The organism is Paenibacillus sp. J5C2022 (genome assembly GCF_025567625.1).
In the GTDB taxonomy this organism is placed as follows: Bacteria; Bacillota; Bacilli; order Paenibacillales; family Paenibacillaceae; genus Pristimantibacillus.
This window is the reverse complement of sequence record NZ_JAOQJC010000030.1, coordinates 1-16,051: the sequence shown is the minus strand read 5'-3', so window position 1 is coordinate 16,051 and position 16,051 is coordinate 1. Positions and strand designations below refer to the sequence as shown.

Genomic DNA, 16,051 nt, shown 5'->3' with positions numbered 1-16,051 from the left:
AATAAGGAGAAATGGAGAGTGCTATGGTGAACTTATTCGATTTGACGGGCAAGACTGCGGTTGTATTTGGCGGCAATGGGGTGCTGGGCGGCGCGATCAGCAAAGGGCTGGCACAGCATGGCTGCGCGGTTGCCGTCGTAGGGCGGAATCAGGAGAAGGCGGAGGAAGTGAAGGCGAGCATCGTGGAAGCGGGCGGACGCAGCGAGAAATTCCAGGCGGATGCGACAAGCAAGGCGGATCTGCGCCGCGTAGCCGAGGAAGTGAAGGCTTGGACCGGCCGCATCGATATCGTGGTGAACTGTCCCGGAACGAACAGCGCCACGCCGTTCTTCGAGCTGGAGGAGGAGGAGTGGGATTCCATTCTGGATGTGAATCTGAAGAGCGTCATGCTGGCTTCCCAAGTATTCGGCGAAGTGCTTATTCGGCAAGGGCAAGGGGGAAGCATCATTAATATCTCCTCCGTCTCTTCCGGACCGCCGCTGTCGAAGGTATTCACTTATTCCATCTCCAAGGCCGGCGTCAACAATATGACACAGTTCCTGGCACGGGAGTTCGCCGAGCATAATATCCGTGTGAATGCGATTATACCGGGCTTCTTCCCGGCGGAGCAAAATCGTAAAATATTGAAGCCGGAGCGCGTGGAGGCGATAATGAACCATACGCCGATGAACCGATTCGGCAATCCGGAGGAGCTGCAGGGAGCGGCGGTATGGCTCGCATCGGAGAAGGCTTCCGGCTTCGTTACTGGCACGTTTATCCGCGTGGACGGCGGCTTCGGCGCGATGACGATATAGGCAAGCAATAGTTTTGAAACCGGATTAGAGGAAGGAGTTGCTGCTTAAGATGCCATGGGACAAATATGAGCGACTGAAGACGGTATTGCGCCAGATGGATAGTGTCGTCGTTGCCTTCTCGGGGGGAGTGGACAGCACCTTGCTGCTTAAGGGGGCCATTGATGCGCTGGGGAAAGAGCGCGTGCTTGCTGTTACTGCCGATTCGGAAACGTATCCGTCCAGCGAGCTGCAGGAGGCAATCGCAATCGCGCAGCAGCTGGGCGTGCAGCACAAAGTGATCGAGACATCGGAACTGTCTATTCCCGGATATGCGGAGAACGACAAGAACCGTTGTTACTTCTGCAAGCAAGGGTTGTTCACGGAGATTAAGCCGATCATGGAGCAGACGGGGTATAAAGGAATCGTATACGGCTTGATCGCGGATGATATGAGCGAGCATCGCCCCGGCACGCAAGCGGCGAAGGAGCACGGCGTTCGCGGGCCTCTGCAGGAAGCGGAGTTATATAAAGATGAAATTCGTCTGCTTGCCAAAGAGCTGGGTCTGCCGAATTGGGATAAGCCTTCCTTCGCCTGTCTGTCCTCCCGTGTCGCCTACGGTGAACGGATTACGCAAGAGAAGCTCAGCCGGATCGAGAAGTCGGAGCTGTTCCTGCGAAAGCTGGGCATCAGGCAAGTCCGGGTGCGCACGCATGGGGATATGGCCAGAATTGAAGTGGAGGCCGATGCCTTGCCTATCGTCATGCAACACAGGGAATCGATTCATGAGGCGCTGCAAGGCTTCGGCTATCAATTCGTTACGATGGATCTGGCGGGTTATAAGAGCGGCAGCATGAACAGAAGTTTGGATGTGGCGCAATGATGAGTGGATTCCAGGACTTGGGATTTGGCAAAATTGACATCGACAGAGAGCAACGGACGGGACATCCCGAGATCGTATTTGGCGCGGGCAAAACGCCGGAACAGATTGCGGCCATCTTCCGCACGCTAGTGGAAGCGCATGGCTGCGCGATGGTGACGCGGGCGTCGGACGAGGCAGCTGCGGAAGTGTCGAAGATATATCCGGATGCGAAGCTGGATGAGTCTTCGCGATTGCTGACCTATAGCAGAAGGGACCGGCAGTTGCCGGGCAAAGTGCTGGTGCTTAGCGCAGGTACATCAGATATTGCGGTAGCGGAGGAAGCGGCGGGTACTGCGGAATGGCTAGGCTGCCAAGTGGAACGCATTTTCGACGTAGGAGTCGCGGGCATTGACCGCTTGCTGGCTTATCGTTCGCAAATAAGGGAAGCCAGCGTTCTCATTGTTGTAGCGGGAATGGAAGGCGCTCTGGCGAGCGTTGTAGGCGGCATGGTTCGCCGTCCGGTCATCGCAGTGCCGACGTCGGTCGGTTACGGCGCCCACTTCCAAGGGCTGACTCCACTGCTCGCGATGCTGACATCGTGCGCCGCAGGCGTATCGGTCGTTAATATCGACAATGGCTTCGGAGCCGGCTATCAGGCGGCGAATATTTTGCAGCTGGTTGAAGAGAGCGGGGGAGAGAGATGAAGTCGTTATACTTGGACTGCTCATACGGAATCGCAGGAGATATGACCCTTGCCGCTTTACTCGATCTTGGCGCGGACAGGGAGTATGTTGCCGCCGAATTGAAGCGGCTTCCCATTGATCCGTTCGAATTGGAGACCAATCAGGTGATGCGCTGCGGCATGAGAGGGCTGCATCTGAAGGTGAAGCTGGACGGCGAAAGCGGGCATGATCACGACCATGGGCATCATCATGAGCACAGCCATGATCACGGTCATGGGCATAGTCATGCGCACAGTCATGCGCACAGTCATGATCACGACCATGGGCATCATCATGAGCACAGCCATGATCACGACCATGGGCATCATCATGAGCACAGCCATGATCACGGTCATGGGCATAGTCATGCGCACAGTCATGCGCACAGCCATGATCACGACCATGGGCATCATCATGAGCACAGCCATGATCACGGTCATGGGCATCATCATGCGCACAGTCATGATCACGACCATGGGCATCATCATGATCATGATCATCGCAAGGCGAAGGACATTCTCGCGATGATCAGAGAGAGTGATATGCCGTCAAGGGTGAAGGAGAGAAGCTGCCGCATCTTTCAGGAGATTGCCGTCGCGGAAGCTAAGATACACGGCATATCCATTGAAGACGTGCACTTCCACGAGGTTGGCGCCATGGACTCCATTATCGACATTATCGGCGTCTGTCTGGCGCTGGAATCGCTTCAGGTCGAGCATATTTATGCGGGTCCCGTGGCGACGGGCTACGGTTATATGCGCATGGCGCACGGGCTATATCCGCTGCCGGCGCCGGCGACGTCAGAGTTGTTGAAAGGGCTGCGCCTTGCCGACTTCAATGCGAAGGGCGAACTGACGACGCCGACCGGAGCGGGCATCGTCAGAGCGCTGGCGAAGCAACTGGAGCATCTGCCTCCTTCCACTATAGAGCATATAGGATATGGCGCGGGAACGAAGGATTTTGCCCACCCCAATATATTAAGGGCGTTTATCATTGATCCCTCTAACAAAAATGAGCCTGCTAATCGAACGGATCGTCATCAGGAGCAGATTGCGGTGCTGGAAGCACAGGTAGACGATATGCCGGGCGAGGCGCTCGGCTATCTGATGGAGTCCTTGTTTCGCGAGGGGGCGAAGGACGTCTATTACACGCCGGTTCAGATGAAGAAGAATCGTCCCGGTACACTTATAACGGTATTATCTTCTCCTGAGCAAGCGGACGAGCTGGAAGCCATCTTATTCAAGGAATCTTCTACATTCGGCGTCCGCAGAAGCTTCCTGCAGCGAAGCGCACTGGAACGCACGATTACCAGGAGGGAAACGCCTTATGGCGAAATACGGGTCAAGGAAGGAATATGGCGTGGAGAGCGTTTGAAAGCGACTCCTGAATATGAGGATGTGGCTAGCGCTGCACGTCGGCATGGCGTAACTTTCGATGATGTTTACCAGTCCGTCGTTCATGGGCTGAGAGAGTAAGCACCGGCCGAGCATGATTGTGAATAGATGAATGGGCATGGAGGACGACTACTCCATAGTGGGGCCTGCTTTCAAGATCAGAAGATTTCCGCTCGAAATCTCCTGATTTGGAAGCAGGCTTTTATTTTTAGTATCGAAGCTTATGTGACTGAGAAACGATGCTATCCCCCGCTATTTGGCCTTACGCAAGCAATGGCTAATCGCTCGCTCAGCCAGCGTTAAGAGGGATAGCGGTCGTCATCCGTCTTAACCGGCTATGGTGAGGTGATGCTGTCGGTCATGCCAGCATCGCTGACTCTACTGGGTCTGTTAACTTAATCAGCTGTGCTGATTCTGCAAGTTTGCCAGCTTCTCAGCTTGCTGCTTCTCAGCTTGCAGCTTCTCGGCTTGCAGCTTCTCGGCTTGCAGCTTCTCGGCTTGCAGCTTCTCAGCTTGCCAGCATAGCAGCTTACCAACTTATTAGCTTGCCAGCCTGACTAACTGGATTTCATGTTGTTCATTTTCCAATATGTCCCTTCTTGTAGAAACTAACTGGATTTCATGATACTAATTTGATCGATTGTTGGGATGTTGGCTGAATGACCTAATATAACTGTACTTATTCCATTTACAGGAGATCAGAATGGCGATCTCGCATCTATTAACTACACTAAATACAGTTAACTGTGTCTAATGCAATGTACCGCTATTGAATGCAACTCGCTCCTCGGATCGAATGATTAATTCAAACTAACTTAACGTTCTTAACTAGCTGCTCCCACCGGTCTGGATGAGGAGTCTGAGTAAAGTGAGGCCTCTTCTCATCGAATTCAAATGTTGCTCTTATGTTGCCCTCATTCTCGACCTGTAAAGTATGTCTTGTAAGCGAGAGAGCACAACATTAAGGAGGCCCAACAGGGATGAAAGAAGTAGTAACGGCAGGTGGTAGGTGTGTTGTCAGGAGCATTGATCATCGGCGGAATTACCGGAGCGAGTGCGGTGGGCACATTCATTTTCTAATCAGACGCACAACTAATTCAATTATGTAATGGCTTTCATACGAAGAGTGCCCGTTGCATGAGAAGAAAGTTGATCATAACAGCTTACTTTCGGTTAGTGCATGAAAATTTCCATGTACAGGAAAAAGTAAGAGTTGTTGGTTGACAAATGAACACTTGTTGGTCGATATGAAGGATGGTTTATCTACTTTTTGCCATGTAAGCGCTTATAATTCGAGGTGTGATAACCTAATTTTTCCTTTGAAAGGGGAGAAGTGCTGTATGGAGGTAAGGTGGATGAAGCATGCGATAGGAAAATGGAAGGCGAAGCTGGCAAGTATGCTGGCACTGGCCATGCTGGTGGGCTTATTTCCGGCAATAGGAATGGGGATAACCAGCGTACAGGCCTCTGGCAGCGGCAATTTGCTCAATAATGGAGGCTACGAGACGGTGAACGGGACCATTCCGTCTCAATGGTCTACATGGGTATCGAGCGGCAGCCCTGTTTTTTCAGTGGATGAAAGCGTGTACAAGGGAGGGCGGCGTTCCTTCAAAATTACGGCCGCAACGGCAAGCCGGGGAACACTTTTACAAGTCATTCCTTTAACTGCCGAGCAGAAGGGAAAAAACTATAAGCTGTCGCAGTGGATCAAGACGGCGAATGTGACAGGCTCAGGGGCATTCAACCGAATGTTCTTCACCAGCAGCTCCGGCAGCAGGGTAGGTGATCTGATCGAGCTGCCTAAGCTTACGGGCACGCAGGATTGGACGCTTGTCGAGCATGAGATATCCATCCCGGACGATCCGGCCATCGCAGGTATTAAAGTGGAGAATTTCTTTGAGACAGGCACCGGAGAAGCCTGGTTCGACGATGCTGTGTTCCAAGAGATCGTGCCTGATCCCGACCGGGTAGTCAATGGCGGCTTCGAGGAGGCGGGCAGCAATGGCAAGCCAACTGGTTGGGGGACATGGATTCCCGTAGGTACTCCTACGATTGAACTGGGCAATAGTCAGTATCATTCCGGCGCTTCATCGGTACGCGTAGAAGCGACGAGTACAGGGCGTGCTGCGCTTGTGCAGAACATTCAGCTGTCCCCTGCGGATATCGGCGGCACGTTCAAGGTGGAATCCTGGATCAAGACGCAGGATTTGACAGGCAGCGCGCTGACAAGGCTGCAGTTCGTGAACAGCTCCGGCACGCGTGCGGGGGATCTGGTCATGTTCGGTTCTGTCTCCGGAACGCAGGATTGGACCAAGCTGGAGAAGGTCGTTCAAGTGCCTGTCAATCTGGATATCGTGTATGTGAAGATTGAACATTTCTTCGAGCAAGGAACGGGAACGGCCTGGTTCGACGATACCAAGTTCATGGACTGGGTGCCGCTGCAGGGAATCGTCCTGTCGAGCAATCAATTGACGATGAGTACGGGCGATACGCAAGCATTGACGGTCAATTCGATGCCGAGCAATGCTTCCGATCCTTCCGTCACTTGGTCGTCCAGCCATCCTCAGGTGGCGACGGTGCAAGACGGAATTGTGACGGCGCATGCGGAAGGATTGGCTGTGGTGACGGCTACGAGCAATGACGGCGGGCTTAAAGCTTCGGCGACGGTCATCGTGGGGCAATCGGATACGATTACCGCGGAAGATGCAAGTGCAGTTCTGGACGAGAACGGATCGGCCCAAGGCCAGGTGAATGCTACATCAACTACCGGCTCCACTCTGTCCTATTGGGTGCTGACAACTCCTGCCCAGGGCATTGCCCATGTGACGGCAGACGGTGCCTGGAGCTATTACCCGAACGAAAATGTGACGGGCGCTGATGAATTCATCATCGCTGTTGAAGACACGAACGGAGGGTTCGCTATTTCGCGCATCAGCTTGCAGATTAACGGTGTGAATGCACCCCCTGTAGGGGAGGAAGGTATTCATCCAACAGATAAAAATACACCGGTTCAAGCGAAAGTATCCGCAACGGATGCCGATGGAGATTCTCTTCTCTATAGCATGCTGAGCAATCCGCAGCACGGCTCCGTTACATTGGCTGCCGACGGCAAGTGGACGTATACGCCGAACACGGATTATACCGGCGCAGACCAATTCACAGTCTCAGTCAGTGATGGCAACGGCGGCTTGCTGGAGTCGATCATGCGAGTGTATACGGCACCGACCTCGGAGGAAATTATCGCTTCGCTGAAGGCTGCCAATCCGCAGAATCAGCATCCGCGCATATTGGCGACAGCTTCGGACTTCCAGCGGATGCGGGATCTGGTTGACGTGGACGCCCGATTCACGGGATGGTTCAACTCGGTGAAGGAAGAAGCGGATCTGATTCTGCCTCAACCGGTGAAAGATTACGACAAGCCGGACGGGCTGCGTCTGGATACGACATCCTCAAGACGTATCGTTACCCTTGCTTTTGCTTATCAACTGACAGGGGATGCGGTCTATGCCGATCGGGCCTGGCAGGAGCTGGCTCATGTGTCCAGCAGCGCTTATCCCGACTGGAGTCCCGGTCACTACCTGGATACGGCTACGATGACATACGGCGTAGGTATCGGCTACGATTGGCTGTATGACTATATGACGCAAGAGCAGCGGGATACGGTCCGTCAGGCGATTGTGGACAAAGGCTTGACTCCCGCAGTACCGATGTATGTGGATAAAACGTACTGGTGGGTGTATAACCGGGACAACTGGAATTTTGTCTGTAATGCGGGTATGACCATTGGTGCGCTTGCGATCGCCGATGAAGAGGAGCAGCTGGCGGGACTCATTCTGAGAGAGGCGTTCAAGTCCATTCAATACGGCTTGCCGCAATACGCGCCGGACGGCTCCGCGAAGGAAGGACCGAGCTATTGGGAATACGGTGTGATGTACTTGCTGTACTTCCTGTCCGGACTGGAGACGACCTTCGGTCACGATTATGGCTTCTCCAGCAGTGAAGGATTAGCCGAGACGCCGCTTTATCCGATTCATGTTGCAGGAACGGAAGGCGCCTTCAACTACTTCGACAACTCGGAAGCCCTCATACCGGGAAGAACGCTGCTATGGTTCGCCAAGCATGACAATAAGCCGGAGTATACTTGGTATCATCAGTTCGCCGAGGAGAGCGGACGCACAGGCGGATTGTACGACGCATTGTGGTATAGGCCTGAATTGTACGGGGCCAACGCTCCGCAGGAGCTTGACCGCAAGTTCGAGATTCCGGAAGCCGTCACAATGCGCAGCGATTGGGACGATCCAGGCGCTTTGTTCGCCGGCTTCAAGGGCGGCATGAATGGCGCGCCGCATGGCGATCTGGATACGGGTACATTCGTACTGGATGCACATGGCGTACGCTGGGCGCTGGATATCGGATCGGAGAACTACAATCTGCCGGGTTACTGGAACATGAGTGAGAACGGGCAGCGCTGGACGTATTACCGCAAGCGCGCGGAAGGCCACAATACACTGATTATCTCACCATCTGCAGGACCGGATCAGGACGTGGACAGTCTGTCCCCAATAACGACGACTTCGTTCAACGAGACCGGCGGAGCTTATGCGATCTCTGATCTGACCCCTGCTTATCAGAAGCAGGCTGCTTCCATCAAGCGTGGTGTAGCGCTGATTGATGAGCGGCGCCAATTCCTGGTGCAGGACGAGATTGTGAACAAATCGCCGTCTGAGCTTTATTGGTTCATGCACACGCGGGCATCGATTGAGATAAGTCCAGACGGAACAAGCGCCATGCTGAGCCAAGACGGCCGCCAGCTGTACGTGAAGCTGCTGACGCCGGGCAATGCCAGCTTCTCGGTAATGGATGCTGTGCCGCTGCCGATTTCGCCGAATCCGTCCGGTCAGACGTCCAATTACGGCGTGAAGAAGCTGACGATCCATATGGAAGATGTGCTGAATGAGACGATTAGCGTATGGATGGTGCCGTTGATGCCTGGAGAGACGCCTCCAAGCGTGCAGCCTGCTGTTGTGCCATTGGAATCGTGGTCAGTGCAGAATGGACAGCTCGCCAAGCTAAGCGGCTTGACGGTAGACGGTGTAGCGCTGGAAGAGTTCGATTCGAACCGTTATATGTATGAGCTGTCTATTCCGGCTAGCGAGACTTCCATTCCGGTCATTGGCGCAACGGCGGCAGGAAGCTATAGCGTTCAAGTTCAGCAAGCGAGCGGCATTCCGGGTTATGCCAAGATCGTAGTAACCGATCCGCAAGGGACGGCTAAAACGACGAGCTACTATGTGACGATGGAGCATCCCGTTACGTATGGCATTCCGGACAATCGTCCGATCTGGCAGCCGCAGTCGGTTACGGCAAGCGACGATGATGGCAACGTGCCGGAGAATACGATGGACAACAACACAGATACAAGATGGTCGGCAGCGGGAGAGCAGTGGATTCAATACGATCTGGGCGAAAGCCGTCAGATTGGCGCCATCAGCGCCGCATTCTACAACGGGAATATTAGATCCAGTTACTTTAAGATAGAGGTGTCGGAGGATGGACAGACATGGTACCAAGTGCTGGAAGGAAACAGCTCCGGCGAATCCGTGGATCATGAGCTGTTCGCATTCCCTGAGCAGTCGGGCCGTTATGTCCGTATCACGGGCTTCGGCAACAATCAGAACCATTGGAACAGCTATACCGAGGTGAAAATATACGGCTCGCCGGTCGCTCCGACGCTGGCGGAAGTATCCCTCACATGCAGCAGCTGCGATCCTATCAATCGCAAGGACAAGGCGGAATTGCAGGTGATGTTGAAGCTGAGCAACGGCACCGTACTTGATCCGTCGCAAGTAGCGCTGGAGTTCTTTACAACAAACTATAAAGTGGCTAAAGTAGTCGACGGCATGGTGCATACCCAAAAAACGGGAGAAGCGGATATATGGGTGGAGGCAACCCATGACGGCAATACCATCACTTCTGAACCGCTGCACGTGCGCGTCATCAAGAAAAACGGGCATGGCTCCGATGATGACGATTATGATGACGAAGACGATGAAGACAATGATGATGAAGACAATGATGATGAAGACAATGATGATGATAGTGACGATCAAGAGGATGAAGATTAATCGGATGCTTGATTAAAAGCTAGCACGGTGAAGGAAAAGCCGGGTGATGGTAGTTGACGCTGTCAACCGGCTTTTCACACCTGGCACGCAATCGAGTAAAAAATGAAAGTCACCAGTTCGCCGTGATTTCCCTTCATGTTCAATATATACGGGAAAATAAATAGTTATCGGTTGACAATGGTTAGCTGATATGAACATCAATTTGTCTACAAACAGGGGGGGGAAGGCACTTATATTCCGAGGTGAATATACCTGATTTTTTCCATTGGAAGGGGAGAAGGAATGTATGAATGAAAGGTCGATAAAGCAGCACATAGGGAAGTGGAAAACGAAGATATCCGGTATGTTGGCACTGGTCTTACTGTTAAGTTTATTGCCGCCTATGGGATTTCATGTAACAAGTGTACAAGCTTCAGGAGAAGGCAATCTTCTAGAGAATGGAGGGTACGAGACTCTTAATGGCACGCTTCCGGCTGGTTGGTCCCCGTGGGTGTCAAGCGGGAGCCCTTCGTTTACAGTGGATGAAAGCGTATATAGATCTGGACAGCGATCATTTAAAATATCAGCTGCGGAAGCCAGCAGGGGAACATTGGTTCAAGTCATACCGCTTGCGCCTGAACAAAAGGGCAAGAATTACAAGCTGTCACAGTGGATCAAGACGGAGAATGTAACGGGATCGGGTGCTTTCAACCGAATGTTCTTCGTCAATAGTTCCGGGCTCAGGGAAGGGAATGTCGTTTATCTTCAGAATTTGACGGGCACGAACGATTGGACGTATACCGAGAAAGAATTGTTCATACCGGATGATCCGGTCATTACGGGTATCAAAATCGAGAACTTCTTCGAGACGGGTACCGGGGAAGCCTGGTTTGACGATGGCAGATTCGAAGAGATCATACCCGATCCGAATATCGTGGTCAATGGAGGCTTCGAGGAAGCCGATAGCAATGGAAAACCGCTAAATTGGGGAACATGGATACCTGTAGGATCGCCGACTGTTGCACTGGACAGCAGCCAGTATCATTCAGGAACGTCATCGGTGCGCATAGAAGCACAGGAAACGGCGCGTGCGGCGCTCGTGCAAAGCATCCCGCTCACAGCTGAAGACATTGGCGGAACGTTCAAGGTGGAGTCCTGGGTGAAGTCGCAGGATTTGACGGGAAGCGCTTTGACCAGACTGCAATACGTGAACAGCTCTGGAACGCGCGCAGGCGATCTGATCAGATTGGGATCGATTAGCGGCACACAAGATTGGATCAAGCTGGAGAAAGTTATTCAAGTGCCGGAAGACCTGGATATTGCTTATGTGAAGATTGAGCATTTCTTTGAACAGGGAACAGGGACAGCGTGGTTCGACGATACGGCGTTCATGAGCTGGACGCCGCTGCAGGAAATTGCTTTCGATCATGATGAGCTGACGATGGAGGGCGGGAATTCGGAAGTTTTGTCCGTCATCGCCTTGCCTGCTGACGCATCGGATGCTTCTGTTGCATGGTCATCCAGCCATCCTGAAGTCGCAACGGTGCAGGATGGTGTCGTGACAGCACATGCTGAAGGGCTGTCGATCATTACGGCTACGAGCAATGACGGCGGTCTTAAGGCTACGGCAACGATTATCGTAGGGCAGTCAGACACGATTATTGCGGATGACACTAACGTTGCATTAGAGGAGAACGGCTCCGCTCAAGGTCAGGTGAATGCAACATCTACGACGGGTTCAACTTTAACCTACTGGCAGCTGTCGCAGCCGGAGCGTGGACTTGCCCATGTTACGGCAAGCGGGGAGTGGACTTATTATCCGCATGAGAATGCCGTCGGTGACGATGAATTCGTTATCGCTGTTGAAGATACGGACGGAGGATTCGCAATATCGCGTATCAGCTTACAGATTAACGATGTGAATTCGCCGCCTGTAGGGAAGGAAGGAATTCATCCGACAGACAAAAATACGACGGTTCAGGCAAAAGTGTCCGCGACAGACGAGGATGGCGACACTCTCGCCTACAGTGTTATAAACAATCCGCTGTACGGTTCGGTGACGCTGCAGTCAGACGGCAATTGGACGTATACACCGAATATGGATCACACTGGTGCTGACAAGTTCACTGTGGCCATTAGCGATGGCAATGGGGGAACGGCAGAGTCGGTTATCCGGGTATACACAGCACCAAGTTCGGAAGAAATTGTAGCATCATTGAAAGCGGCCAATCCGCAAAATCAACATCCCCGTTTGCTGGCGAAGGCTGAGGATTTCCAGCGGATGAGAGATCTTATCGGGACAGATGCCCGGTTCACCGAGTGGTATATGAATGCAAAGGAAGAGGCCGACCTCATCCTGCCGCAGCCGGTGAAAGATTATAGCAAACCGGATGGTCTGCGACTGGACAAAACCTCTGCAAACCGAATTGTGACTCTCGCCTTCGCCTATCAATTGACTGGCGATACGGTTTATGCTGAACGTGCTTGGGAGGAAATGGAGCATGTATCGGGTAGCGCCTATCCCGATTGGAGTCCCGGACATTACCTGGATACAGCGGGTATGACCTATGGTGTGGCGATCGGCTATGACTGGCTATACGACTACTTGACGCAAAGTCAGCGGGATATGGTACGTCAGGCAATTGTTGATAAAGGACTGACGCCCGCAGTGCCGATGTATCTGGATAAAACCTACTGGTGGGTATACAACCGTGACAACTGGAATTTTGTATGCAATGCCGGTATGACAATCGGGGCGCTGGCGATAGCGGATGAAGAGGAAGAGCTTGCGGGACTTATTCTGCGGGAAGCGTTCAAGTCGATTCAATACGGCTTGCCGCAGTATGCGCCGGACGGTTCGGCCAAAGAAGGTCCGGGCTACTGGGAATACGGCGCGATTTATTTGCTTTATTTCCTCTCGGGCCTGGAGACGACCTTCGGTCACGATTACGGGTTCTCGGCCAGTGAAGGACTCGCGGAGACGCCGCTGTATCCCATTCATATTGCGGGGCCGCAAGGGGCCTTCAACTACTTCGACAATTCGGAAGCACTGATAGCGGGAAGAACCTTGCTATGGTTCGCTGATCACGATAATAAGCCGGAGTATACCTGGTATCATCAATACGCGACGGATCACGGCAGGACAGGCGGGCTTTATGATGCGCTATGGTACAGGCCCGAGCTGTATGGCGCCAATCCGCCGCAAGAGCTGGATCGCAAGTTCGAAATTCCTGAAGCTGTCACGATGCGCAGCGACTGGAACGATCCCGGTGCGTTGTTCGCGGGCTTCAAGGGCGGCATGAATGGCGCGCCGCATAGTGATCTGGATACGGGGACATTCGTTCTGGATGCGCAAGGCGTGCGGTGGGCAGTAGATATCGGGTTAGAAAATTACAACTTGCCCGGTTACTGGGACATGAGTGAAACCGGACAACGTTGGACGTATTATCGGAAGCGCGCAGAGGGGCATAATACATTGTTAATTTCCCCGGGAACGGGACCGGATCAGGACGTTGACAGCCTATCGGAGGTTACGACAACGTCATTTAATGAGACAGGCGGGGCTTATGCAATTGCAGATTTGACGCCTGCTTATCATAGAAATGCCGCTTCCGTAAATCGTGGTGTAGCGCTTATAGATGAACGCCGGCAGTTCCTGGTGCAAGATGAGATTGTCGCGAAAGTACCGTCTGAGCTTTATTGGTTCATGCACACGCGGGCATCGATTGAGATAAGTCCAGACGGAACAAGCGCCATGCTGAGCCAGGACGGCCGCCAGCTGTACGTGAAGCTGCTGACGCCGGGCAATGCCAGCTTCTCGGTAATGGATGCTGTGCCGCTGCCGACTTCGCCGAATCCGTCCGGTCAGACGTCCAATTACGGCGTGAAGAAGCTGACGATCCATATGGAAGATGTGCTGAATGAGACGATTAGCGTATGGATGGTGCCGTTGATGCCTGGAGAGACGCCGCCAAGCGTGCAGCCTGCTGTTGTGCCATTGGAATCGTGGTCGGTGCAGAATGGGCAGCTCGCCAAGCTAAGCGGCTTGACGGTAGACGGTGTAGCGCTGGAAGAGTTCGATTCGAACCGTTATATGTATGAGCTGTCTATTCCGGCTAGCGAGACTTCCATTCCGGTCATTGGCGCAACGGCGGCAGGAAGCTATAGCGTTCAAGTTCAGCAAGCGAGCGGCATTCCGGGTTATGCCAAGATCGTAGTAACCGATCCGCAAGGGACGGCTAAAACGACGAGCTACTATGTGACGATGGAGCATCCCGTTACGTATGGCATTCCGGACAATCGTCCGATCTGGCAGCCGCAGTCGGTTACGGCAAGCGACGATGATGGCAACGTGCCGGAGAATACGATGGACAACAACACAGATACAAGATGGTCGGCCGCGGGAGAGCAGTGGATTCAATACGATCTGGGCGAAAGCCGTCAGATTGGCGCCATCAGCGCCGCATTCTACAATGGGAATATCAGATCCAGCTACTTCAAAGTTGAAGTATCGGAGGACGGACAGACATGGCAGCAGGCATTTCTAGGGAATAGCTCCGGCGAATCCGTGGATCATGAGCTGTTCGCATTCCCTGAGCAGTCGGGTCGTTATGTCCGCATCACGGGCTTCGGCAACAATCTAAACCATTGGAACAGCTATACCGAGGTGAAAATATACGGCTTGCCGGTCGCTCCGACGCTGGCGGAAGTGTCCCTCTCATGCAGCAGCTGCGATGCTATTCAGCGCGAGGACGAGGCGGAATTGCAGATCATGCTGAAGCTGAGCAACGGCACCGTGCTGGACCCTTCGCAAGCAGCGCTGGAGTTCTTTACAACAAACTATAAAGTGGCTGAAGTAGTCGACGGCATGGTGCATACTCAAAAAACGGGAGAAGCGGATATATGGGTGGAAGCGACCTATGATGGCATCACCGTCACTTCCGAACCGCTGCACGTGCGCGTAATCAAGGAAAGCGGGCAAGACTCCGGTGGTGACGAAGATGAATAAGTAACAGAGTGAAACATTAACATCATGAATGAATGGAGCCGGGGGACAACGCAAACTGTGCGGTCCCTCGGCTTTTTGGCATGTAAAAGCGATGTATAAAGCACTAACGGGGGCGAATGACTTAGACTGACAGCATCATTCTATCGGGCAGTCATGGCTTCGTGTCTTCGTCGGCACACATTGCTGACTCTTCTCATATGGCGCATAGAGTGCCCATTTCAAGCCCAACCATGAACCATTATGGATTGCTCATGACTAAATTTTTGGACGTTTAAGCACAATCCATTCGCTGCTATACTACCGAAATAACGCTAGTATTTGCAATTATAAGTGAGAGGAGAGATTTTGAGATGGATTCGGTCCGTTACAAGATCAGGGAATGTCGAGATCAAGAGAAAATCGAAAGTTTCCTTCATCAAGCGAGAATTGGGTATCTTGGGTTGGTTGATGGGAACCTGCCTTATGTTGTACCGCTTAATTATGTGTGGATGGAGGGGAAGCTCTATTTTCACGGGGCTGGGGATGGAAGACGTAATCATGTTATGAGTGAAAATTCGGAGGTATGTTTTACGGTATGTGAGGAATACGGAACTATTACGGATCCGGTACCTGCCAAAACGGATACGGCTTATATGAGCGTGATGATATTTGGACAAGCAGAGCCGATCACGGATTTGGATGAAGCCACCCATGTTCTTCAGGAAATGATTAATAAATACGTGCCCGGTTATTATAACCGCCCCTTGTCGAAGCAACATGTGGACAAGTATAGATCGGCTGTATTCGGGGGACCGGTTCAAGTATGCCGGGTTATTCCTCACCATGTGACGGCAAAAGAAAGTCCTATTGAAGCAGAAAAAATGTATAGAACGGTCATGAATGTCGGACGAGAGACTTAATGACTTAACAACAATAATTGTTACTACTTAGGTCCATTCGGCATAAATCAAGCTTGGCGGGGCTAAGTGAGCAAAATGAGCGATAGCGCAGACTTTTCTCTATATTTCCGATTCTATGTGACCATATTGAGCGATAGCTCCTACTTTTCGGCGGCATAAGGCAAGCTTGGCGGGGCTAAGTGAGCAAAATGAGCGATAGCGCACACTTTTCTCTATTTTTCCGATTCTATGTGACCATATTGAGCGATAGCTCCTACTTTTCGGCGGTACAAGGCAAGCTTGGCGGGGCTAT

Annotated in this window: 7 protein-coding genes; all 7 read left to right on the top strand. The window is 52.5% G+C overall.

Annotation, left to right across the window (positions count from 1 at the left end; all coding sequences use genetic code 11):
• Window positions 1–23: 23 nt before the first annotated feature.
• Window positions 24–794: an SDR family oxidoreductase gene (locus M6D81_RS21480; protein WP_262679091.1), complete on the top strand. Its 771-nt coding sequence runs from the start codon at window positions 24–26 to the stop codon at window positions 792–794.
• Between the two features lie 49 nt (window positions 795–843).
• Window positions 844–1,653 carry an ATP-dependent sacrificial sulfur transferase LarE gene (larE, locus tag M6D81_RS21475; protein ID WP_262679090.1) on the top strand — a complete coding sequence of 270 codons (810 nt, stop codon included), beginning with the start codon at window positions 844–846 and terminating at the stop codon, window positions 1,651–1,653.
• Entirely contained in the window at window positions 1,650–2,336 is a 687-nt protein-coding gene (larB, locus tag M6D81_RS21470) for a nickel pincer cofactor biosynthesis protein LarB (RefSeq protein WP_262679089.1), read from the top strand. Before larE ends, larB begins: the two co-directional genes overlap by 4 nt.
• Complete coding sequence (larC, locus tag M6D81_RS21465; RefSeq protein WP_262679088.1) at window positions 2,333–3,829, top strand: nickel pincer cofactor biosynthesis protein LarC; 1,497 nt, start codon at window positions 2,333–2,335, stop codon at window positions 3,827–3,829. Before larB ends, larC begins: the two co-directional genes overlap by 4 nt.
• Before the next feature lie 1,274 nt (window positions 3,830–5,103).
• Window positions 5,104–9,873 (top strand): Ig-like domain-containing protein, encoded by a 4,770-nt coding sequence (locus M6D81_RS21460; protein WP_262679087.1) that lies wholly within the window; start codon window positions 5,104–5,106, stop codon window positions 9,871–9,873.
• Between the two features lie 286 nt (window positions 9,874–10,159).
• Window positions 10,160–14,860, top strand: a complete 4,701-nt coding sequence (locus tag M6D81_RS21455; RefSeq protein ID WP_410795773.1) for an Ig-like domain-containing protein — start codon at window positions 10,160–10,162, stop codon at window positions 14,858–14,860.
• A 350-nt stretch (window positions 14,861–15,210) separates the two neighbouring features.
• The gene (locus M6D81_RS21450; RefSeq protein WP_262679085.1) at window positions 15,211–15,759 is read left to right on the top strand and encodes a pyridoxamine 5'-phosphate oxidase family protein; all 549 of its coding nucleotides are present in this window, start codon (window positions 15,211–15,213) and stop codon (window positions 15,757–15,759) included.
• The last annotated feature ends 292 nt before the right edge of the window (window positions 15,760–16,051 follow it).